General features: G+C 66.2%; 25 protein-coding genes. 4 read left to right on the top strand and 21 right to left on the bottom strand.

What is annotated here, in order from left to right; all coding sequences use genetic code 11:
- Positions 1-41 precede the first annotated feature (41 nt).
- Positions 42-200, top strand: coding sequence for a hypothetical protein (locus ACIA48_RS05495; RefSeq protein WP_396728360.1), 159 nt, complete (start codon positions 42-44; stop codon positions 198-200).
- Here ACIA48_RS05495 and ACIA48_RS05490 read toward each other — a convergent pair.
- From ACIA48_RS05490 to ACIA48_RS05450, 9 genes are all read right to left on the bottom strand, one after another.
- A complete protein-coding gene (locus ACIA48_RS05490) occupies positions 197-1,333 on the bottom strand; it encodes a MinD/ParA family protein (RefSeq protein WP_396728538.1) in 1,137 nt (378 codons plus the stop codon). The two genes, ACIA48_RS05495 and ACIA48_RS05490, sit on opposite strands and share 4 nt — an antisense overlap.
- 14 nt (positions 1,334-1,347) lie before the next feature.
- A complete protein-coding gene (gene ccsB, locus ACIA48_RS05485; RefSeq protein WP_396728358.1) occupies positions 1,348-2,322 on the bottom strand; it encodes a c-type cytochrome biogenesis protein CcsB in 975 nt (324 codons plus the stop codon).
- Positions 2,319-3,887, bottom strand: a complete 1,569-nt coding sequence (locus ACIA48_RS05480; RefSeq protein WP_396728536.1) for a cytochrome c biogenesis protein ResB — start codon at positions 3,885-3,887, stop codon at positions 2,319-2,321. Before ACIA48_RS05480 ends, ccsB begins: the two co-directional genes overlap by 4 nt.
- Positions 3,888-3,964: 77 nt before the next feature.
- A complete protein-coding gene (locus tag ACIA48_RS05475) occupies positions 3,965-4,714 on the bottom strand; it encodes a cytochrome c biogenesis CcdA family protein (protein WP_396728534.1) in 750 nt (249 codons plus the stop codon).
- Between the two features lie 23 nt (positions 4,715-4,737).
- A complete protein-coding gene (locus ACIA48_RS05470; protein ID WP_396728532.1) occupies positions 4,738-5,331 on the bottom strand; it encodes a TlpA disulfide reductase family protein in 594 nt (197 codons plus the stop codon).
- 14 nt (positions 5,332-5,345) lie between these two features.
- Positions 5,346-5,954: a histidine phosphatase family protein gene (locus ACIA48_RS05465; protein WP_396728357.1), complete on the bottom strand. Its 609-nt coding sequence runs from the start codon at positions 5,952-5,954 to the stop codon at positions 5,346-5,348.
- A complete protein-coding gene (gene hemL / locus ACIA48_RS05460) occupies positions 5,951-7,267 on the bottom strand; it encodes a glutamate-1-semialdehyde 2,1-aminomutase (RefSeq protein WP_396728355.1) in 1,317 nt (438 codons plus the stop codon). The genes ACIA48_RS05465 and hemL overlap by 4 nt, the downstream gene beginning before the upstream one ends.
- A gap of 80 nt (positions 7,268-7,347) precedes the next feature.
- Complete coding sequence (locus tag ACIA48_RS05455; protein ID WP_396728353.1) at positions 7,348-8,223, bottom strand: DivIVA domain-containing protein; 876 nt, start codon at positions 8,221-8,223, stop codon at positions 7,348-7,350.
- 71 nt (positions 8,224-8,294) lie between these two features.
- Positions 8,295-8,681, bottom strand: coding sequence for a nitroreductase family deazaflavin-dependent oxidoreductase (locus ACIA48_RS05450; protein WP_396728351.1), 387 nt, complete (start codon positions 8,679-8,681; stop codon positions 8,295-8,297).
- A gap of 23 nt (positions 8,682-8,704) precedes the next feature.
- Here ACIA48_RS05450 and ACIA48_RS05445 point away from each other — a divergent pair, with 23 nt between their 5' ends.
- Positions 8,705-9,085 (top strand): nitroreductase family deazaflavin-dependent oxidoreductase, encoded by a 381-nt coding sequence (locus tag ACIA48_RS05445; protein WP_396728530.1) that lies wholly within the window; start codon positions 8,705-8,707, stop codon positions 9,083-9,085.
- On the opposite strand, the gene ACIA48_RS05440 is transcribed toward ACIA48_RS05445, so the two are convergent.
- Genes ACIA48_RS05440 through ACIA48_RS05420 form a run of 5 tightly spaced genes read right to left on the bottom strand, consistent with a single transcriptional unit; the run spans position 9,072 to position 12,732 of the window.
- On the bottom strand, positions 9,072-10,433 hold the full coding sequence (locus ACIA48_RS05440) for a cytochrome P450 (RefSeq protein ID WP_396728349.1): 1,362 nt from the start codon (positions 10,431-10,433) through the stop codon (positions 9,072-9,074). The genes ACIA48_RS05445 and ACIA48_RS05440 overlap by 14 nt on opposite strands.
- Positions 10,430-10,915 (bottom strand): pyridoxamine 5'-phosphate oxidase family protein, encoded by a 486-nt coding sequence (locus tag ACIA48_RS05435; RefSeq protein ID WP_396728347.1) that lies wholly within the window; start codon positions 10,913-10,915, stop codon positions 10,430-10,432. The genes ACIA48_RS05440 and ACIA48_RS05435 overlap by 4 nt, the downstream gene beginning before the upstream one ends.
- Positions 10,916-10,935: 20 nt before the next feature.
- Entirely contained in the window at positions 10,936-11,247 is a 312-nt protein-coding gene (locus ACIA48_RS05430) for a hypothetical protein (RefSeq protein ID WP_396728345.1), read from the bottom strand.
- A 44-nt stretch (positions 11,248-11,291) separates the two neighbouring features.
- The gene (locus ACIA48_RS05425; RefSeq protein WP_396728343.1) at positions 11,292-11,888 is read right to left on the bottom strand and encodes a TetR/AcrR family transcriptional regulator; all 597 of its coding nucleotides are present in this window, start codon (positions 11,886-11,888) and stop codon (positions 11,292-11,294) included.
- Positions 11,875-12,732: an oxygenase MpaB family protein gene (locus tag ACIA48_RS05420; RefSeq protein ID WP_396728341.1), complete on the bottom strand. Its 858-nt coding sequence runs from the start codon at positions 12,730-12,732 to the stop codon at positions 11,875-11,877. The genes ACIA48_RS05425 and ACIA48_RS05420 overlap by 14 nt, the downstream gene beginning before the upstream one ends.
- Before the next feature lie 151 nt (positions 12,733-12,883).
- On the opposite strand from ACIA48_RS05420, the gene ACIA48_RS05415 reads away from it, so the two are divergent.
- Together ACIA48_RS05415 and ACIA48_RS05410 are read left to right on the top strand one after the other, a co-directional pair.
- Positions 12,884-14,257, top strand: coding sequence for a wax ester/triacylglycerol synthase family O-acyltransferase (locus ACIA48_RS05415; protein ID WP_396728528.1), 1,374 nt, complete (start codon positions 12,884-12,886; stop codon positions 14,255-14,257).
- A 4-nt stretch (positions 14,258-14,261) separates the two neighbouring features.
- Positions 14,262-15,104 carry a hypothetical protein gene (locus tag ACIA48_RS05410; protein ID WP_396728339.1) on the top strand — a complete coding sequence of 281 codons (843 nt, stop codon included), beginning with the start codon at positions 14,262-14,264 and terminating at the stop codon, positions 15,102-15,104.
- Here the strand turns inward: ACIA48_RS05410 and ACIA48_RS05405 are convergent.
- The 7 genes from ACIA48_RS05405 to hemC are packed head-to-tail and all read right to left on the bottom strand — an operon-like array spanning position 15,049 to position 20,252.
- Positions 15,049-15,330, bottom strand: a complete 282-nt coding sequence (locus tag ACIA48_RS05405; RefSeq protein WP_396728338.1) for a hypothetical protein — start codon at positions 15,328-15,330, stop codon at positions 15,049-15,051. The genes ACIA48_RS05410 and ACIA48_RS05405 overlap by 56 nt on opposite strands.
- A complete protein-coding gene (locus ACIA48_RS05400) occupies positions 15,327-15,818 on the bottom strand; it encodes a DUF3093 domain-containing protein (RefSeq protein WP_396728336.1) in 492 nt (163 codons plus the stop codon). Before ACIA48_RS05400 ends, ACIA48_RS05405 begins: the two co-directional genes overlap by 4 nt.
- Entirely contained in the window at positions 15,815-16,207 is a 393-nt protein-coding gene (locus tag ACIA48_RS05395) for a hypothetical protein (protein WP_396728334.1), read from the bottom strand. The genes ACIA48_RS05400 and ACIA48_RS05395 overlap by 4 nt, the downstream gene beginning before the upstream one ends.
- Before the next feature lie 20 nt (positions 16,208-16,227).
- Positions 16,228-16,644 (bottom strand): hypothetical protein, encoded by a 417-nt coding sequence (locus ACIA48_RS05390; RefSeq protein ID WP_396728332.1) that lies wholly within the window; start codon positions 16,642-16,644, stop codon positions 16,228-16,230.
- A complete protein-coding gene (gene hemB, locus ACIA48_RS05385) occupies positions 16,641-17,621 on the bottom strand; it encodes a porphobilinogen synthase (protein ID WP_396728330.1) in 981 nt (326 codons plus the stop codon). Before hemB ends, ACIA48_RS05390 begins: the two co-directional genes overlap by 4 nt.
- A 23-nt stretch (positions 17,622-17,644) precedes the next feature.
- Positions 17,645-19,300, bottom strand: a complete 1,656-nt coding sequence (locus tag ACIA48_RS05380; RefSeq protein ID WP_396728328.1) for a uroporphyrinogen-III synthase — start codon at positions 19,298-19,300, stop codon at positions 17,645-17,647.
- 13 nt (positions 19,301-19,313) lie between these two features.
- Positions 19,314-20,252, bottom strand: a complete 939-nt coding sequence (gene hemC / locus ACIA48_RS05375; protein WP_396728326.1) for a hydroxymethylbilane synthase — start codon at positions 20,250-20,252, stop codon at positions 19,314-19,316.

Raw genomic sequence — 20,252 nt, 5'->3', positions numbered from 1 at the left:
GCCTACCGACGGCGCGTATATTCAGAGCAAGGAGGTTTGTTGTGGTTTACCTGTTCGCGATTCTCGTTTTGGCCGCCCTGGTCTACGTGGGCTTTCGGCTGATGCGCGCGAACGCGACTCGTCCGCGTCCGCGCACCATCGGCCCGGATGACGATCCCGAGTTCCTGCGCCGGCTCGGCCCGGAGGGCAAGCCCCGCTAGTCGCCGCGTTGCGTACGGGGGAAGCCCGCCGCGACCACCGCCGCCAGTTCGAGCAGCGCTTCTCGAGTCTCGGGCTTCAATCGTTCGAGGCTGATTTCGGCGCCCTCTTCCAGGTGTGGATCGAACGGCACTTGCAACACCGCGCGGCACCGCCGACTGAAGTGGTCGACGACCTTCTTCATATCGACCTTGCCGGAACGCGGCCGCACGGCGTTGATCACCGCGATGGAGTCGCGCACCAGTTCCTCGTGCCCGTGGGCGTCCAGCCAATCCAAGGTGGCCGATGCGCTGCGGGCGCCGTCGACCGATCCGGAGCTGATGACGATGAGCGCATCCGCCTTGGCCAGCACCGCAGCCATCGCCGAATGCATGAGGCCCGTACCGCAGTCGGTGATCACCAGGCTGTAGAACCGCTCGAGCACCTCGAGCGTGCGGGCGTAGTCGTCGGAGCTGAACGCCTCGGACACCGCGGGGTCGCTCTCCGACGCCAGCACCTCCAGCCGGCTCGCGCCCTGCGAGGTATATGCACGCACGTCGCTGTAGGCCTCGATCCCCTCGGCGTCGCGCAACAGGTGACGGACCGTCGCCGGCGTCTCCAGCGGCACCTTCTGGCTCAACGTGCCCCGGTCGGGGTTGGCGTCGACGGCGATGACGCGGTCGCCGCGGACCGACGCCAGCGTCGCCCCGAGCGTCGCGGTGACCGTCGTCTTGCCGACCCCGCCCTTCAGCGACAGGACCGCGATGCGGTGACAGCCGCGAAGCGGCCGCTGCGCCTGGGCGATCAGGCTGTCACGGTGGAGGACCTTCGGGCTCTCACCGACATTGATCAGCTTGAACGACGCCAGATACAGCCACTTGCGCCAGCCTACTGACGGAGCCCGCTTGCGCTGTCCGAGCAGCGCCACAGTCGACAGATCCAGAAACGGCGGCGGATCCTCGGCCGGCGACGCCGGGGTGGCCGGAAATGGAGCGGCCGGCGGTGCCGGCGTCAGCGGCAACCCGGTCGGTGGCGTCGGTGCGGTCCAGTCCTGCGGCACGTCCACCGCCGGGTCCGAAAACCGATTCTGGCCACGAAATCCTGGGAATGCTGTTGAGCCAGAGGAGTTTTTAGGTGCGCTAGCGTCCGTATCCAGCTTCTCGTCCCCTTCTAGCCGACTCCGGCGTACGAGTGCAGTCCCACGGTCACGAGGTTGATGAAGAACAGATTGAACACCATCGCGATGAAGCCCGCGACGTTGATCCACGCGGCCTTGCGGTCACGCCAGCCGGCGGTCGAGCGGGCATGGAGATAGGCGGCATAGATCACCCAGGCGATGAACGACACCGTCTCCTTGGGGTCCCAGCCCCAGTAGCGGCCCCACGCCTCTTCCGCCCAGATCGCGCCGAAGATGACACCGAAACCGAACACCGGAAACGCGAAGATCGTGGTGCGATACGCGATGCGATCCAGCGTCTGCGCGTCGGGCAGTCGGCCGATGACGCGGGCGACGACACCCTCGCGGTCAGGCTCCCCCAACTTCGACATCTTCAGGAGAAACAGAATGCTCGCGACACCGGCCACGAGAAAGACGCCCGAACCGAGGCTGACCACCGACACGTGGATCGGCAGCCAGTACGACTGCAGCGCGGGCATGACCGGTGCAGCATGGGTGTACAGCCACTTGCCGGACACCGTCAGCAGGATCAGCACCGGCGCGAGCACGAACACCCACAGCGCGCGGAACTGGGGGCGGCGTAACACGACGGCGGCGGCCACCAGGCCCGAGAAGCACGTCAGGTTGATGAACTCGTACATGTTGCCCCACGGCACTCGCGCCGTAGCCATACCGCGTAGCACGATGCACACGAGCAGCAGGCCGATCCCGAGATAGGTCAGAGCCAGCCCGGCCCCGCCGATCCGCTCGTCGACGCTGCGCCGGGGTTGCTCGACCACGATGCCGGGCCCGCCGCCGCCATGACCGACACCTGCGCCCACCGCTTCACGCTCGATGATCTTGCGGCTTCGGCTGTACGCCAATTCGATCGCGAGAAGGAGCAGGGCGCCGACGAGCACCACGACCGACGAGGTGAAAGCCCAGTCCGAATAACGGGACAGGCCGATGTCGACGTGGTCGGTGTTCATGCTCGCTTGGTCTTCATGTCAGATTCCTCTCGCTGCGCATCGTCGGCCCCGGCTAACAGGCGCTCGGTCAACCGCTCGAACTCGTCGCCCCAACCTGAGTTGTCGGTACGGGCCAGCCCGCCCAGCTCGACGCTCACGGTACCCGGCCCAGCGGGGGCGATCCGAATCCAGATCCGTCGTCGCCGCACGACGAGGGACACCAGCAGACCGGCCATCATGGTCAGCGCGAACACCAGCACCCAGATCTGGGCCGGGTCGTGTGACACCTGCACGTTGATGAACGGCACCGCGCCGTCGAACCGCACGACGGTGCCGTCATCGAGACGGGTGGACTCGCCGACGCCGAGGTTGACCCTGGCCTTCTTGGTGAGCCGGTTCTGCTCGATGAGGCGTGGATCGAGGGTGAACAAGGACTGCGGCCTGCCGGTGTCCAGACCGCTGTCGCCCTTGTAGATGTCGATGGCGACGGCCGGATCGTTGGGCGCGGGGAAACTCGACGACAGCAGACTGCCGTGCAGCAGCTCGGTTGGCGCGAACAGTCCCTGGATGGCGATCTGGTTCTTGCGGCGCTCGCCGGCATCCGGATAGGTCCCTGCCGGCGGGTCGAAGCGCATGGCACCCGAGGACAGCATCGTGATCTGGTCGTCGGGCCGCCACTGCAGCGTCTGGGTGCGGGTCTGGCCGTCGGGAAAGGTGACGGTGAAGGTCGGGGCGTAGCCGTGGCCCTGCAGGTAGATGCGATCGCCGCCGATCCGCAGCGGATGGTTCACTTCCAGCCGGTAGGGACGCCAAGTGTCCGAAGTCAGGTCCGCTCCGGCCTGATAGTCGATGTTCGCGGCGAACGACACCGCCTGTCCACTCGGCAGATAGTCGGCCTGGAAGTCGTTGACCCGCAGGCAGATCGGATGCAGTGAGGTGCCGTCGACGGTATTGCCCGCGCGGAACGAGTCGAATGCCGCAGGTGATGCCGAGCAAAATCCCGGCCCGCCGTCAGCGACGACGATGACGTTTCCCTCGTAGCCGAACAGCTTGCCGGCAGCCACCGCGACGAGAAGACCGAGCAGTGAGAAGTGAAAGACTATGTTGCCGAATTCGCGCAGATAGCCCTTCTCAGCGGATATCTCGGTGACGCCGTCGTCGCGGACGTTGGTGACCTTCCGCCAACCCCGTAGCCGGCCGGTCATCGTCGCGGCCAGCGCCTGTGGTTCGCCGCTCACCTCGGCAGCGTGGTGCTTGGGCAGGCGGCTGAAGTTTCGCGGCGCGGCCACCGGGATCGCGCGCATGCTGCGGACGTGCTCGATCATCCGCGGGGTCAGGCAGCCCACCAGCGAAATGAACAGCAGCACATAGATGGCCGTGAACCAGAAGCTGGAGAACACGTCGAACGCCTGCACTCGATCCAGCCACGGGCCGATCGTTGAATGCTCGGCGATGTACTGCGCGACCTTGGCCTCGTTGAGGTTTCGCTGCGGCAACAACGCACCCGGGATAGCGGCGAGCGCCAGCAGGAACAGCAGCACCAGCGCGGTGCCCATCGACGTCAAGGTGCGCCAGGTGTTGCGCATCAGCGCGAACAGACGCGAAAACCCCCTGAAACCGCCATTATTAGGGGCTTTCACGTCTTCTCGCGCGGCCGTGGTGCTCATATCGGCAGGGTCACGTCGCTGACGAAGGCATCACGCACCCAGGACACGAAGTCGCCCCACAGTCCCGTGACCAACGCGATGCCGACGACGATGAGCAGCACTCCGCCGAAAATCTGAATGCCCCGCGCATGTGTGCGTAGCCAGGCCATCCCCTGGACGGCACGCGCGGAGCCGAAGGCCAACAGCACGAACGGTATTCCCAGCCCCATGCAGTAGGCGATGACCAGCGCCACGCCCCGCCACACGTTGACACCGTCGGTCGCCGAGGCCACGGCGATCACGCCGGTCAGCGCGGGGCCGAGGCACGGCGTCCAGCCGAGCGCGAACACCGCGCCGAGCAACGGAGCACCGGCAAGTGTGGAGAGCTGACGCGGCGCGAACCGGGTGTCGCGTTGCAGCACCGGGATGAAGCCGACGAACACCAGACCCATGATGATGGTGACCACGCCGCCGATACGTTGCAGCAGAAGCTGATTGGTGATGAGCGTCGTCGTCATGCCTAGAACCGCGACAGTACCGAGCACGAATACCGCGGTGAACCCGGCGACGAACAGCGCGGCGGCCCCCGCGACACGGAGCCGCGCCGTGCGGACCGCGACGGCCCCGGGGCCGTCCTCCACGCCGACGACGGCGGCGAGGTACGACAGGTAGCCCGGCACCAGCGGCACCACACACGGCGAGGCGAACGACACCAGCCCGGCGAGTGCGCTGACGAGGAAGGCCAGCAGAACCGGACCACCCGCCATCAGCTCGTCGATCTGATCGAGACTCACGTGCCGCCCTTGCCCGGCTCTGGCGCTTCCGCGGCCAGGCGTTCCACGACGGGTTGCAGGTCCTCGGCGAGCAGTTCCCGCAGGAACACCGCGGCGACGCGGTGTTCGCGGTCGAGCACGACCGTGGACGGGATGACGGTGGTGGGGTACCTGCCGCCGAACGCGATCATGGTCCGCATCGGCGGGTCGTAGATCGACGGGAAGGTGATCTTCCGGTCGACGATGAAATCGGTTGCGGCTTCACGGTTGTTGTCGCGGACATCGATGCCCAGGAATGCGACACCCTGCGCGCGCGTCGCGTCGTACACCTGCTGCAACTGGGTGATCTCGGTGCGGCAAGGTCCGCACCACTGCCCCCAGACGTTGATCACGACGACCTTGCCCGCGAAGTCGTCGAGCGAGATCGTCTTGTCCGGGTCCATCAGGTCCGGCCCGGACAACTCGCCGGGGCGGCCGCGCTTTTCGGGCGGGTCGTAGAAGATGTCGGTCTTACCACCGGGGGCTACGAACTCGAAGGTGCCGCCCTGGGCGACGGCGTCGGTACCGGTGGAGCAGCCAGCGAGCGCGACACACACCGCGCTCGCCAGCATGGCCACGAACAACCTCACTGCCCGGCCAGCTCCGAATATCCCCAGCCGACGAGAGCGTCGTCGTGGAAGTAGAAGGACGTCAGCGAGGCCAGGTTGCATAGCCGACGAGTCGGAAAGTGATGCAGATTCTGCTTCGTCATCGCGCGCCGCAGCGTTTCGACAGGCAGTTGATGGCTGACGCACACCGCCTCGTGGCCGGCCCCCTTGAGGCGGGCGCGCTCCAGCGCAGTCGTCATCCGCTCGGCGATCTCCTGGTACGGCTCACCCCACGACGGCTGTCGCGGGTTTCGCAGGTGCCACCAGTTCTTCGGATTGCGCAGCGCACCGTCGCCCGGCGATACCCGCTGACCCTGAAAGATATTCGTCGACTCGATCAAATCGCCGTCGGTGTCGATGGGTAAATCGTGAGCCGCTGCGATCGGCGCCGCCGTCTCCTGTGCGCGCTCCAACGGAGAGGCCACGACGTATATCACGTCGCGGTCCGCGAGCCAGTCGGCGACCGCCTGCGCCTGGGCGCGACCCCTCTCCGAGAGGTGGTAATCCGGCAGCCGGCCGTACAGGATCTTCTCCGGGTTGTGCACTTCGCCGTGGCGCATCACGTGGACGATCGTCTTTTCCGTCATGCAGGTGGTGTCGCTTCCGCTGCGGCACGCGCGGCGCCCGGCAAGGCGGCGGCAATGCGATCGAAGGCATCGTCATCCAGAGCGCTTGAGACGAACCAGGTTTCGAAGGCGCTGGGCGGCGGGTAGATGCCCGCGTCCAGCAGCCCATGGAAGAAGGCGGGAAAGCGCCACGTCTCCGATTCGCGCGCCGAGGCGAAGTCGGTCACCGGCTGGTCGGTGAAGAACACGCTGAGCATGTTGCCCGCACGCTGAACCCTGTGTGCCACACCGGCTTCGGTCAGCGCGGCGGTGAACAGGCCATCGAGGCGCTCGGCGTTGGCGTCGAGTGCCGCGTACACGGCGTCGTCGGCTGCCCGCAGCGTGGCCAGTCCGGCAGCCATCGCGACCGGGTTACCCGACAGCGTGCCCGCTTGGTAGACGGGCCCGAGGGGGGCCAGTCGTTCCATCACCTCTGCCCTGCCGCCGAACGCGGCGGCAGGCAGGCCACCGCTCATCACCTTGCCGAAGGTGAACAGGTCGGCGTCGACGGGATCGACTCCGTACCAGCCTGATCTGCTGACGCGGAACCCGGTCATCACCTCGTCGGAGATCAACAACGCGCCGTGCTCGGCGGTGACGCGTCGCAGCGCCGCGTTGTAGCCGGGCAGCGGCGGGACCGTGCCCATGTTGCCGGGGCTCGCCTCGGTGATGACACAGGCGATCTCGTCGCCGAACTGAGCGAAGATGTCCTCGATCGCGGCGACGTTGTTATAGGGCATGACAATCGTGTCGGCTGCCGCGGCCCCGGTGACACCCGGCGACGAGGGCAGACCGAGCGTCGCGACGCCCGAGCCGGCGTCGGCGAGTAGCGCGTCGCTGTGCCCGTGATAGCAGCCGGAGAACTTGATGATCTTCGCCCGGCCCGTGTATCCGCGGGCCAGTCTGATTGCGCTCATGGTGGCCTCGGTGCCGGAGTTCACGAGGCGGATCCGCTCGACGGGGGCGACACGACCGATGATCTCCGTGGCGAGTTCGGTCTCCGAGGGGGTCGGGGCGCCGAAGGACAGTCCGTCGGCCGCGACGCGCTGGACGGCCTCGACGACGGCCGGATGGGCATGACCGAGGATCATGGGCCCCCAGGAGCACACCAGGTCCACGTATGTGTTGTCATCGGCGTCGGTGAGCCAATAACCGCTGGCCGACCTGATGAACCGTGGGGTGCCGCCGACCGAGTTGAACGCCCGGACCGGGGAGTTCACCCCGCCTGGGATGACGGCACACGCATCCGCGAACAGCGCAGCGGAAGCCGCCGTCGCTGATGAGGTGCTGCGCATGGCCACCAGTGTCCCAGCCGGGTCCAATCGGTCAACTACAGGGTGTAGTGGTTCGATGCGTCACTGCCGTTGGATGAGCGTCAGAATTCCCACTTGAACCGCCAGGCGAGCCCCGCCACGAGCAAGCAGACAACGCCGATCCCGACCCCAATGGGGTTCCATTCGGAGTGGCCCCAGTAAAGGGCCGAGGGCACACCGACCGTCAGGCCGAAGGCCAGAGGCGTACGCCAGGTATTGCGGCCCGACCCGCGCTCGCTGAAGAAGAGCAGCAGGTGTTCGCCGATGTTCTGCGGCGTCTCCTCGTCGGCTAGTTCGGAGGTCAACCCGAAGGTTTCCGTAAGCGTGAGCCAGTCCTGCTCCAGGGCAACGTAAGCGGGCTTCTTCGACTTGGGTCTCTTGCGCCACACCCCTACTCTCGCGTGCGGTGTGATGGCCACGGCCTCCATACCGGGTCCGACCAAGATCAGGTTGGCCCCGCCGCTGTACTGCCCCGGTTTTGCGGCCACCTCCGCCAGCGATACCGAGGCAATGAGCTCATTGCTTGCCAGGTCGATCACCCGGACAGCGTTCTTGTCCAGATCGATCGCACGGACCGGTATACGCGGGTCGTCCCAGCCGCCGTACGGATAGAGCAGGCAGCGGACCGGCTTGTCCGGGCCTCGACCCGGCAGCGAGCCGCTCAGGGCGATCTTGACGCGGTCCAAAAACAGGTCGACCTCGCCCTCGTTGTAACCGAAGCTGCCGAAGGGCGGCTCGGAGAACGCCACATTGCGCAGTTCGGCCTCAGTCACACCGCCGCGTGCGCCTGGATCTCGCAGCGTTGCCTCGACGCGGACGAGAAACGCGTCGACCTCGTCTCGGTGGTATGCGCCCTGGCTGCGAGATGCCTCCGAGAACACCACGCTGTGGACGTGCTCGGGAGTGATCCCGCCACGTTCTGGCCCCGTGATCTGCATGTCGACCTCGATCCCTTCGCGACCCCTCTCGGGCGAGTCCACATCGTGGAAGTGGCTACCGATCCCAATGATCAGCCTTTCGGCGTCAGGGCGAAGACCGGGTGATCGGCGTCAGAGGGCAGCCGGCGCCAGTAAGCCTCGACGACCTTGCCTGCCAGTGGCCGATAAACAGCGATGACCGGTCCGCGCTGCGCCACCGGTATCTCAGTGGCGAGGTACTTCCGCTCGCCGACAACGACTTCGGGAATCGCGCGGACGTTTTTGACCCACTCCGACTCACCGCGGGTCGACACGAGGTACTTCACCCCGTCCACCTCGGGCACTACCACCGGAATCCTCTGCAGTCCCTTACTGACGCGTTTGGTCACGGTCAGAGTCTGGCTGCCGCCGACACCGGTCGCCATCGCGATCCGGTTGAATATCGCGGCGGTGAACCATGGAGGCTTGAGGTATGCCATCACCAACGAGTTTGATGGTTGGCATGCAATTGCCGCAATGGCTGGCGCGGTTCAATCGTCACGTCACCAATCCGATCCAGCGACTGTGGGCGGGCTGGGCGCCGACGATGGGCATTCTCGAGCACGTCGGGCGTAAATCGGGCAAGCGGTACCGGACACCGCTGACGGTCTTCTCGACCGATGACGGACTGGCGATCCTGCTGACCTACGGTCCGGACCGGGACTGGCTTAAGAACCTCGCCGCGGCAGGCGGCGGCCGAATGAAGCGTTACGGCAAAACGTTTGAGCTGCGCGACCCGCGCGTCATGCCCAAGGCCCAAGCGGCACCGTCGGTCAACGGCCGGTGGCAGCCGATTTTCGCGCGGCTGCCGTTCGAGCAGGCGGTGCTGCTCACCCGCGCCTAGGGGCGACGAGCGCGCGGATGGGTCCCTTGGCGACGGTGGTGAACGGCACCTCGCACGCGAAGTCCTTGTCCACCGAGCTGACCTTCATCGCCCGCACGATGGTGGCGAGCGCCAGCGTGGTTTCCAGCCGCGCGAAGTGTTCCCCGATGCACGGGCGTCCGCCGCCGAGGAACGGGAGGAACTGCCAGCGGTCGCGGGCCTTGACGTTCTCCGGGCTGAACCGGTCGGGGTCGAAGTCCCTGGGGTTGGGCCACAGCGTCGGATCATGGTGCAGCGCATAGATTCCGACGGCCACGAGACTGCCTGCCTCGACGCGGTACCCGTTCACCGCGATGTCGCGTGTCGCCAGCCGTGCGACACCCGCCGCCGGCGGGCACAGCCGCAGCGCCTCGTGCAGCACCTGCACGGTGTATCCCAGCGCGGGCACGTCGTCAAAGGTCAGCTCCCGATCGCCGATGGCCGCTGCCTCCGCGGCCACGCGGTCCTGAATGTCGGGATGGTGGCCCAGGATCCACAAGGAATAGGTGAGCGCGGTCGCGGTGGTGTCATGGCCGGCGAGCATGAAGATCAACAGGTCGCTCGAGATGTCGTCGTCCGAGATCGGCTGCCCGGTCTCCGGATCGGTGGCCGCGAGCAGAGCCTGCACCAGCGGTGCGTCCCGGGTCGGGTCCGCTCGGCAGGCCCGCACCATCTCGTCGGTGATCGTGCGCATCTTCAGCACCGCGGCGCGGGCGCGGCGGCGGGCGGGTGTCGGCATCCATCGCGGTGCGCGAACCGGCCGCAACGCGCGGTCGGCGGTGTACGAGGACGCCACGTGCATGCAATCGGCGATCGTGTCGGCACGTTCGTTGAGATCCACACCCAGGACCGAACGGCCCAATGACTGCATGGCGATCCGCCGACACTCCACATCGAGGTCTACCTCGCCACCCGCAACCCACCGGTCGACGAAATGCTGTGCAGCCCTGGACATGTGACCGCCGAAGTTTCGGACGTTGTGCTTGGTGAAGACCGGTTGCAGCGCTCGCTTGCGAGGCCGCCACTGTTCGTTGGGCAGCACGAAGAGACTGTCCCCGGCCATGTTCCGCACTTCGTCATGGATGACGCACCGGTCCGACGATGCGTCGCTGCGTCCCAACACATCACGCATCGCTTCGGGCGACATCACCGCGACGATCGGCGGCATCAGGCTCTTCGGGCCGAACTGGATCCGGGTGATCGTGCCACCGGCATCACGGATGACTTCCTGGCCGGTGTCGAGCCTGCGCACCAACTTCACGAGTTGCCGGATCGGCAGCGGGTTCTTCGGCACCAACGGAAGGGTGCTGACGTCGACAGTGGAGGTCATTCCGCACTCCAGAGCAGCGGTGCGCCTTCGCCTTTCATCATGACTGTTCCGGCCATGACCCGCAGCCGATAGGGGGCGAGCCGCAGTGCGGCGAAATCGTCGGACGTGGGTCCGTCGGCCCACTGCGGGATGATCCGTGGGTCATAGCCCACGGGGGCGGGCGCATTCGCGAATTTGTCCCAGACCGCGGTGCGGGTCTCGTCGTCGACGTACCACTCGACGAGGCACTCTGCGCTACAGGTGTCCTGGGATGGGGCCCAGTAGTTCAGCGACATCTGCGGGTGTACGGCGAGATGGGCCTTCTTCACCGGGCTCGGCACCGTTGCGATCCAACCGAACAGGTCGGTGCCGTCCCACTCCCAGATCGGATGCAGGACGCGGCTGCGAGGATGGCCGTTGGCGTCGACGGTCGCGGCCGACGCCCAGACGATCGAATGGGCCATCTCGACAAAAGCGGGCGCGATCTTCTCGAGAGAGGTCACGCCGGAACTGTAACGCGGCGCTACTGGTCCTGCTTTTTGCTCTCGTCGCTGAACTTCGGGTTGCCGTCGTCGTCGACCCACTCGTTGACCGCGGTGCCGGACACGGCCCCGTCGGTGCCGGGCATCGTGATAGTCGGACGTTCCTCCTCGTAGTCCTTGCGCATCTCCTTGGCTTTCTCTTTGTGCTCGTCGGTGACCTCCGGCTTCTCGGTGGGTTCCGGCGGGTCCGGCGCATCGACGACCTGGTGGTGCTCGTCGGTTTCCGGCTCGACGTTTCGTCGCTCTTCGGTGCTTTTCAGCTCATCGGTGTTCTGGCTCTGTTCGGTGCTCATGGGTGATGACTGCCCGATGGTGTGATCTATCAAACAGAGGTTTGCTAAACAGTGACAACGGTGCGCAGAGCGGCGGGCAGGCTAGGCAGGAAATGCTGCGTGGCGAAGGCGCGGATGTCGTCGGCGCTGTCCAGCGGCTGGGCGCTGGGCAGCAGTAGCACCATCGCGGCATAACGCAGAATCGTGTCGGCGAATTCGTTGACGGCCTGCTCGCCGATCCGATCGGCGAATCCGGCCGGGAAGATGACGCGCAGGGCTTCGGCCATCCGGACGATCGCGGCGCCGTGGTGCTGGCCGGCGAGCTCGAGGACCAGCGCTGGTTCGTCTCTGATCATCCGGTCGAGCACGCGGTGTCTGCGGAACTTCAGAATCGCCAGCGTGAACGCTTCTACGTAGAAGTTCGACTGCGGGCCCGCCTGTTTCAGCTCGCGTGCGATGTCGGCGAACAGCGTCACGTTCTCGCGTTCGATGACGGCGGCGATCAGCTCGTCCTTGTTGCGGAATCGCCGGTAGATGGTCGTGCGGCTGATCTTCGCGCGCCGCGCGACATCGTCGAGCGCGACCCGGCGGAACCCATGCTGTTCGAACTCGACGACGGCGGCATCGAGGATGGCTTCTGTCGTGGAGTCAGCCCCTGGCATAGCCAGATTGGGCGAACGTGTTGTAGCGCAACCGCATTGGCAGATGATCCCACATCCAGTTCACCGGCCGGGTGCGCCACAGCGCGGCGAAGCGCTGATATCGGCGTTCTTGACGCTCACTCCACGGCAACCCGAGCAGCTCCCTGGTCCGCGGCGGCATGCCGCCGGTGGTCAGGAACGCGGCAACGGGATTGAAGACGGGCGCGAGCACCCGCCACAGTGCCGGCGAGACTCCCTTGGGGCGCGGGAAGCCCTTGGTGACATAGCCGACGCCGTACTTCGCGGTCGGATGGGCCACGACGATCTCGTCGATCATCCGGTTCCAGTACCGCTCGAACTCGTCGTAGTCGGCGGGCATCGGCCGGTCGCTGACGCCATAGCGGCGATACCAGGTCTTGGACTCGAGGTAGATCTGCTCCTTCTCGGCATGCGTCAGTCGTTTGACGAACGTGTCGGCGAAGTAGAGCACCTGCTCGACGAACGTCGCGTGGGCCCAGAAGTAGGTCTCCGGATCGAGCGCGTGGTAGCGGCTCCCGTCAGGCATCTCACCCTTGATGTTGGTGTGGAAGTCGCGAACCCGGGTGCCCTCGTTGTCGTCGTCGGCGCCGTAAACGGTCATGAAGATCGGCGGCAGCGAGCGCTTCACCCGCGCCGCGGTGTCGGCAAAGAACACCGAGTGGTCCAGCACGCCCTGCCCTAGTTCGGCGAGCATGTTTTGCAGGACGGCGGGCCGAGGGCCGATCAGGTACATCCGGTTGTCCCCGAAGTACCGCCAGACCAGCGAGTTCGGACCCAAAGGCAAGGCATCAATCGTCTGTTCGGCGTTCTCGGCCAGATCGGTCATGTGAAACAGTGTTACAAATTTCGAACTTTGTACCAACTGCTAACGGGTGTGACTCCTGTCGCACTTGAACGCGGTCACAGGCATATCGTCGGAAGCCTCTGCTTTCAACAGTGAAGGAACGCCGGTGGTCAAGCGTCTGAGTCCGCAGGACATGCTCTTCCTGTACGGCGAAACTCCCAGCTCGATGATGCACGTCGCCGCGCTGATGCCGTTCACCCCGCCGGCCGACGCGCCCGCCAACTATCTGCGTCAGATGTTCGAGGACACCAGAGACCTCGAAGTCGTCGAACCGTGGAATCTGAAGCTGTCGCATCCGCGCATGCTGTTTCGGCCGGACCAGTCGTGGGTGGTCGACGACAAGTTCGACATCGATTACCACGTCCGCCGGTCGGCACTCGCGAGTCCGGGCGACGAACGCGAACTGGGCATCCTGGTCTCCCGGTTGCACAGCCAGAACATCGACTTCACCCGCCCGCCGTGGGAACTGCACTTCATCGAAGGGCTCGAGGGCGGACGGTTCGCGATCTACATGAAAATCCACCACTCGCTGGTCGACGGTTACACGGGGAACAAGATCCTCGAGCGAAGCATGTCGACCGATCCGTCGCTGCGAGATCAGCCGTTGTTCTTCAACGTCGGACCGCCCTCGCGGAAGCGCTCCGAAACGCCGAAGCCGTCGCGCAATCCTGTCGTGAGCCTGGTCGGCGGCGTGCTCGGCGGCGCTCTCGGAGGAGCGCAATCAGCGGTCAACGTCGGAAAGGCGTTGTACAACACTCAAATTCGCAGCGACGACGGATACAGTCAAATAACCAACTCGTTCCAGGCTCCGCATTCGATCCTGAACAAACACATCAGCCGCAATCGCCGGTTCGCGACGCAGGTCTACCCCTTTGAGCGCCTGAAGAACATCGGCGCCAAGCACGACGCGACCGTCAACGACGTCGCCCTCGCGATCATCGGCGGGGGACTCCGGGCGTTTCTCGATCAACTCGACGAATTGCCCGACAAGCCCTTGATCGCATTCCTGCCCGTCAACATCCGACCGAAGGACGATGTCGGCGGCGGGAACGCGGTCGGAACGATATTGACCACGATGGGCACCGACATCGAGGACCCGGTCGAACGACTGCACGCCATCACCGCGTCGACGAGGGCGGCGAAGGGCCAGCTGCAGAACATGTCACAGACCGAGGTGCTGGCGTATACCGCGGGACTGATGGCGCCGACGGCTTTCCAGCTCGCCAGCGCCATGACCGGCGTCAGGGGACCGTTGCCGTTCACGTTCAACCTGTGCGTCAGCAACGTTCCCGGACCGCGAGAGACGTTGTATCTCAATGGAAGCCGACTGGAAGCCACCTATCCGGTGTCCATCCCGATGCACGGCATGGCACTCAACATCACACTCGAGAGCTACGCCGACACACTGAACTTCGGATTCATCGGCTGTCGCGACGCCCTGCCCCATCTGCAACGCCTCGCCGTGTACACCGGCGACGCGCTCGACGAGTTGGACAAGCTGGCCTGAGCGGATGCCGCTCGTCACGCGGACACTTGACCTTTCGACCCGTTACTTCTGGCGCCTCGTCGGTAGGCGAGTCGCGATCGCGGGCGCCGATCGCTGGCTGGACTCACCGACCAACGCCATCGAGGCCCGCGGCGACAACTGGCTCGACGTCCTCGACGCGGCGGGCCGGGTTCGCGCTCCGGATCCCGGCGACGGGCTATTGGCGACGTTCGCGGCGCTCGACGGCCCCGACTTCTCGTCCGCGAACGTCGACGAGAAGGTGCGGGATTTCTACGAGCACACCGCATCGTGGCGAATGGAGGTTTGGTCGCAGTGGAACACGTTGTTCGCGCCTGGCGGTGAGCTGATCGCCCGAATGTGGGGACGGCGCGTCGAGCAGCTCGCACTGCCCGTGGAACCGCTGTCGGTCAGCAGGGGCATGGCGAGCTCGGTGCGCATCGTCGACGACACAACCGGCGACCGCGCCGGCGCTGCCTGGCTGCGAACGCTGAAGTCCGACGGGTCGAACGTATACAGCGGTTTCTACCGGGTCAGCCAGCTGCCCGGCATCGACCAACCGCACGTTCATGTCTCGTTTCCGCTTGAGAGCGGCAGCGTCCAGGTGTTCCTGACTCCGCGCGCCGACAACGACGGATCCTTCTGGTTGCATTCTCGCTCAGAATCTTTCGGCGCCGACGGCGCGTATGCCGTTGTCCGGTTCGGCGACGACTGGTACGCCGCTCAACCTCCGCTGCGCGAGACATTCCACGTCTTCGCCGACGAGGACGGCGTCCTACGGACCGACCACTGGCTCAAACTCGGCCGTTGGCGGGCACTCCAACTGCACTATCGACTCGAGCGCGATTAGCGCGGCGCAACCGCGCCACCCCCAGCACCACCAGCACCCCCGCCACCGTCGCCAGCAGCAGCGCCAAACTCAGCAGGGGCGCGCTGTAGACCACGGAGGTGGTCATCGGCTCACCCTCGATGATCGGCGGCACTTCGACCGACGTGACCCCGGCCAGCCAGCTCAGGACACAGCCGGCGGCCGCAGCGAATGCCAGCACCAGCAGAACGACGGCGCGGACCTTCACGAAGCGGGCTCTGGCGGAATGCGTTCCTCGACCAACCGGGTCAGTTCGGTCCGCAACCGTTGATGCTTTCGGGCCCACGCCTGGGCTCCACGGTCGTTGGTCAGCTTGAGGCCGATGCCTTTGCGCCCGCGCGGCACGCCGGTGAGTTCGCCGAGCGCGCGCGAGGACTGCCATTTCGGCGTTTCGGGGCCGGTGGCCTCGGGATAGATCCGCACGATGTCGTCGATGCTGATGCGTTCTTCGCCCTGGCGCAGATGATCGGGCGTCAGTTCCACCGAGGTGTGGATCCGCGCCGCCTTGACCTGGATCCATAGGAACCCCGTCACGAGGACGAAGAAGATGCCCGGCACCAGCCACTGGATGCCGTATCCGGCCGAGAGTTGAATCAACGCCATCGCGATTCCCGCGGCGGGACCCGCCAGGATCCACCACCAGGTGGCGCCCGGCTCGTAGAACAGGATCTGGGGCGGTGTGCCGGTATCCGTCACTTCGCCTCGTCTTTCTGGTCGTTCGCGAACCACTCGAGAGCAGGCGGTCGCATCATCAGAACAGCGCCGACCATGGTCAGGATCATCAGGAGAAGCCATATCGGCCCACGGCTGTACAGCGCGAACAGCGCGAGGATCACGACCACCGCCAGCGAGAGCGCTATCGCCGCGCGACGGAACCGTTCGTCGCCAAGGCGGGCCCGTCCGGCCAGAAAGCCCAGCCCGAGACCCGACGCGGCGAACAGCGCGCCCATACCGCGGAACAGCGACGGAAGGGCGTCCGGCGAGAAGGCCAGCAATAAACCGAATGCGACCAGCAGCACCGCGGCGGCCGCCCAGCACCAGAATCCGGCGGTGACGACGCGCGGTCGCGACTGGGGAGCTGTCATGGTCGGGCCAGCCTAGCGCTTCACCGCGTGAAGAACGCGTGGGCGTCCTTGCGGTGCAACAGGAACACACCACCGGCGATCAGGACCGTCCCGAGGATGCCGCTGACCGCGTAGATCATCGCCGCGGCGGTGGGCCGTTCGACCGCGAACAGGTTGCTCGCGACGTACACGATCGTCGCCACCCCGCCGCCGGTCAGCACCGTGCGGGCCCATCGATAGCCGTGGCGCATCAGGACCTGGAAGGTCAGCACGACCACCGAGAGGATCACCACGAAAAGTATCGACAGCGCGAGCACGGCAGTCGGCAGCCGGTGGTTCGCCGTGGCGACCAGATCGATGATGTGGCCGATGACCAACAGCGGTAGGGAGGCCACCCACAGCCAGAATCCGGTGTCGACGTCCACCGGCGGGCCTTTCGGCTCGACCGACTCGGTCACGCCAGCCAGCCGGCGACGTCGGCCGCCCAGTACGTCAGGACGATGTCGGCGCCGGCTCTGCGGATACCGGTCAACGTCTCCAGCGCGACGGTCTGCAGATCGATCCAACCGTTGGCGGCCGCGGCGCAGATCATCGCGTACTCCCCCGAGACCTGATAGGCGGCCACCGGCACAGGCGAGATATCGGCGGCCGCACGAACCAGGTCGAGGTAAGCCATCGCCGGCTTGACCATCACGATGTCGGCACCCTCGTCGATGTCGAGTTCCACCTCGTGCAGGGCTTCGCGGGCGTTGCCCGGATCTTGCTGATACGTGCGCCGGTCGCCACGCAGGCTCGACGACACCGCCTCGCGGAACGGACCATAGAAACCCGACGCGAACTTCGCGGCGTAGGCCAGGATCACGGTGTCGGTGTGCCCTGCCGCGTCCAAACCGTCGCGGATCGCGGCAACCTGACCGTCCATCATGCCGCTGGGGCCGACAACGTGTGCACCTGAATTCGCCTGTGCAACAGCAAGTTCGACGTAGCGGGTATTGGTGGCGTCGTTGTCGACCCTGCCGGTTGCGTCGAGGACGCCGCAGTGGCCGTGGTCAGTGAACTCGTCGAGGCAGGTGTCGGCCATCAGCACCGTGTCCTCGCCAAGGTCCTTGGCCAAGTCCCGCAGCGCAATGTTGAGGATGCCGTCCTCGGATACGCCGATCGACCCGCTGGCGTCCTTGTCCTCATCGCGTGGCACGCCGAACAACATCAGACCGCCAACGCCCGCGGCGACCGCGTCCGCGGCGGCGCGGCGCAACGATTCACGGGTGTGCTGCACGACTCCTGGCATGGACGCTATCGCACGCGGCTCGTCGATGCCGTCGGCGACGAACATCGGCAGCACCAAATGCCTTGGCTCCAGCGAGGTCTGCGCCACCAACCGACGCAATGCAGGTGTCGACCGAAGTCGACGGGGTCGGTGACGTGGGTACGCCATGCAAACCACCTTCTGGGTTGCGGCTAGCGGCGACGACTCTTCTTACGCGGCGGTGGCAGCGCACCCTCGGCACGCAACCGGGCCGCATGCTCGGCGAGCGCCTCGACCAGCGGACCCACGGCCGCAACCTCCGGCTGCACGTCGACGCGCAGACCGAATTCCGCTGCGGTCTCAGCGGTCTTGGGGCCGATGCACGCCACGATGGTGCGCGCATGCGGCTTGCCCGCGATACCGACGAGGTTGCGCACCGTCGAGCTCGAGGTGAAGCACACCGCGTCGAAGCCGCCGGTCTTGATCATCTCGCGCGTGTGCGCCGGCGGCGGGGCCGCACGCACCGTGCGATACGCGGTGACATCCTCGATCTCCCAACCACGTTCGCGCAGACCCTCAGCCAGCGTCTCGGTGGCGATGTCAGCGCGCGGCAGCAGCACCCGGTTCACCGGATCGAAAACATCGTCGTACGGCGGGAACTCGTCGAGCAGGCCGATCGACGACTGCTCGCCGACAGGCACCAGTTCGGGGTTGATACCGAAGGCGCGCACCCGATCGGCGGTCGCCTGTCCGACGCACGCGATCTTCACACCGGAGAACGCGCGGGCGTCGAGGCCGAACTCGTTGAACTTCTCCCACACCGCACGCACCGCGTTGGTGGAGGTGAACACCACCCACTGGAACCGGCCGTCGACAAGGCCCTTGACCGCACGCTCCATCTGCGCGGGGCTGCGCGGTGGCTCGACGGCGATGGTCGGAACCTCGATCGGCAATGCGCCGTGGGACACCAGCTTTTCGCTCATCTCGCCGGCCTGGTCCTTCGTGCGCGGCACCAGCACAGTCCAGCCGTACAGGGCGCGACTCTCCCACCAGTTCAGCTTCGCACGGTTAGCGACGGTCTTACCGATCGTCACGACCAGCGGCCCGGCCAACGGGCCCGCGGGCTCAGTGCCGAGCACTGCCTTGTCCAGCAGCCCGGCCAGGGTCGTTTCGATCGAACGCTGTTGGCACGTCGTGCCGTTCGCGGTCACCACGGTCTGCGTGCTGTCGGCCAGTCCGTACTCGATCAGCGTGCGCGCCGCGTCGGGCAGATGGGATGCGGTGGCGTGCAAGATCAGCGGGCCAGGTGCGGCGGCCAGCGACTCCCAGTCCACGTCGCCGCGGACGTCGGCCACGGTGTGCGCCGACCCGAGTGGCAGACCCGCGTACGTGGGTACCGCGGTGGTGTCGGGCAGGCCCGGCACGATCTCGAAGTCCAGATGCGTCTTCGCCAGCGCCGTCACCTCGGCGATCACCGCATCCACCGAAAGCGGATCGCCTGCCACCAGACGTACGACGTCGGCGCCGGTGCGGGCTTCGGCCGCCAGCGTCTTGGCGACCTCGGCCGGATCACCCAGCGCCGGCCGGATGTCGGGGCCGCCCGGAATGGCCGGGGCCGCAACGTCAGCCGACTCGCCGTCGGTCTTCGGGGCTTCGGCGGGTTCAGGACCCGACGGCGGCGGCAACTCAGAACCCGCAAGGGCGAGCACCGCTTCCGGCACGTCGGGGTCGGTGAACACCAGGGCGGCGTTGGCTAGCACGGTGCGGGCCCGCGTCGTCAGCAGACCCGGATCACCCGGGCCCGAACCGACGAACGTGATGCGGCCCGGCTTGGGCTTGCGCCCGCGCCCGCTCCCTTGGGCTGTCATCTATCACTCACCTCTATAGCTCTTCGCGTTCCGCCATGAGCTCGCGCGCCCCGAGTTCGAACAGTTCGTCGGCCACCGAGAGCCCCAGCTCCCGTGCCCGATCGGTGGTCCCGACCCCGGACGCACGGATCACGTCGGATCCGTCCAGCGTCGCCACACAGCCGCGCAGCGACACCTCTTCGAAGACATTGCCGTCCTCGTCGATGGACTCGACCACCTCGGCGATCGCACCCACCGGCGCGGAACAACCCGCCTCCAGTGCGGCGAGCAGGGCTCGTTCAGCGGTGACCGCTGCGCGGGTGTCGGCGTCGTCCAACTCCGACAGCAGCTCAGCGAGCTCGGCGTCGCCTGCGCGGCACTCGACCGCGAGGGCTCCCTGAGCCGGTGCTGGCAACATCTGCACCGGTTCCAGAGTCTCGGTGACATCGGCCAGCCGTCCGATGCGGGCCAGACCCGCCCGGGCGACGACGATGCCGTCGAGATCACCATTGCTAACCCTGTTCAACCTGGTGTCAAGGTTGCCTCTTAGGGGGCGGATTTCCAAACCGAGACCCAGTGCTCTAAGCTGTGCCGCCCGTCGCGGGCTCGACGTCCCGATCACCGATCCGGCCGGCAACTCCCCCAGGACCAGGCCGTCCCGGGCCACCAGGGCGTCGCGAGCGTCCTCTCGCGGGGGTATCGCAGCGATCTTGAATCGTTCGTCTTGCGCAGTCGGCAAATCCTTGTAGGAGTGCACCGCCATGTCCACCCGGCCGTCATCGATGGCCTCTCGCAGTGCGGCGGTGAACACGCCGATCCCGATATCGGCTACCGGAGCGTCGGACCGATCACCCTCCGTCGAGATGATGACCAACTCGGCGGCATGGCCTCTGCCTTCGAGCGCGTTTTTGATGTGACCGGCCTGGGTGGTCGCCAACAGACTGCCACGGGTGCCTATGCGAATTACAGTCAA

Source organism: Mycobacterium sp. NPDC051804, assembly GCF_044452905.1.
Lineage (GTDB): Bacteria > Actinomycetota > Actinomycetes > Mycobacteriales > Mycobacteriaceae > Mycobacterium.
The sequence above is the reverse complement of the archived record's forward strand: the minus strand, read 5'-3'. Positions and strand labels throughout refer to the sequence as shown.

What these genes read in the sequence shown, in the direction of transcription:
- ccsB (WP_396728358.1), bottom strand. Translation starts at nt 2,322, where the DNA reads ATGAACACCGACCACGTCGACATCGGCCTGTCCCGTTATTCGGACTGG.
- ACIA48_RS05480 (WP_396728536.1), bottom strand. Translation starts at nt 3,887, where the DNA reads ATGCGCAACACCTGGCGCACCTTGACGTCGATGGGCACCGCGCTGGTG.
- ACIA48_RS05475 (WP_396728534.1), bottom strand. Translation starts at nt 4,714, where the DNA reads ATGGCGGGTGGTCCGGTTCTGCTGGCCTTCCTCGTCAGCGCACTCGCC.
- ACIA48_RS05470 (WP_396728532.1), bottom strand. Translation starts at nt 5,331, where the DNA reads ATGCTGGCGAGCGCGGTGTGTGTCGCGCTCGCTGGCTGCTCCACCGGT.
- ACIA48_RS05465 (WP_396728357.1), bottom strand. Translation starts at nt 5,954, where the DNA reads ATGACGGAAAAGACGATCGTCCACGTGATGCGCCACGGCGAAGTGCAC.
- hemL (WP_396728355.1), bottom strand. Translation starts at nt 7,267, where the DNA reads ATGCGCAGCACCTCATCAGCGACGGCGGCTTCCGCTGCGCTGTTCGCG.
- ACIA48_RS05455 (WP_396728353.1), bottom strand. Translation starts at nt 8,223, where the DNA reads ATGCAGATCACGGGGCCAGAACGTGGCGGGATCACTCCCGAGCACGTC.
- ACIA48_RS05450 (WP_396728351.1), bottom strand. Translation starts at nt 8,681, where the DNA reads ATGGCATACCTCAAGCCTCCATGGTTCACCGCCGCGATATTCAACCGG.
- ACIA48_RS05445 (WP_396728530.1), top strand. Translation starts at nt 8,705, where the DNA reads ATGCAATTGCCGCAATGGCTGGCGCGGTTCAATCGTCACGTCACCAAT.
- ACIA48_RS05440 (WP_396728349.1), bottom strand. Translation starts at nt 10,433, where the DNA reads ATGACCTCCACTGTCGACGTCAGCACCCTTCCGTTGGTGCCGAAGAAC.
- ACIA48_RS05430 (WP_396728345.1), bottom strand. Translation starts at nt 11,247, where the DNA reads ATGAGCACCGAACAGAGCCAGAACACCGATGAGCTGAAAAGCACCGAA.
- ACIA48_RS05425 (WP_396728343.1), bottom strand. Translation starts at nt 11,888, where the DNA reads ATGCCAGGGGCTGACTCCACGACAGAAGCCATCCTCGATGCCGCCGTC.
- ACIA48_RS05420 (WP_396728341.1), bottom strand. Translation starts at nt 12,732, where the DNA reads ATGACCGATCTGGCCGAGAACGCCGAACAGACGATTGATGCCTTGCCT.
- ACIA48_RS05415 (WP_396728528.1), top strand. Translation starts at nt 12,884, where the DNA reads ATGCTCTTCCTGTACGGCGAAACTCCCAGCTCGATGATGCACGTCGCC.
- ACIA48_RS05410 (WP_396728339.1), top strand. Translation starts at nt 14,262, where the DNA reads ATGCCGCTCGTCACGCGGACACTTGACCTTTCGACCCGTTACTTCTGG.
- ACIA48_RS05395 (WP_396728334.1), bottom strand. Translation starts at nt 16,207, where the DNA reads ATGACAGCTCCCCAGTCGCGACCGCGCGTCGTCACCGCCGGATTCTGG.
- hemB (WP_396728330.1), bottom strand. Translation starts at nt 17,621, where the DNA reads ATGGCGTACCCACGTCACCGACCCCGTCGACTTCGGTCGACACCTGCA.
- ACIA48_RS05380 (WP_396728328.1), bottom strand. Translation starts at nt 19,300, where the DNA reads ATGACAGCCCAAGGGAGCGGGCGCGGGCGCAAGCCCAAGCCGGGCCGC.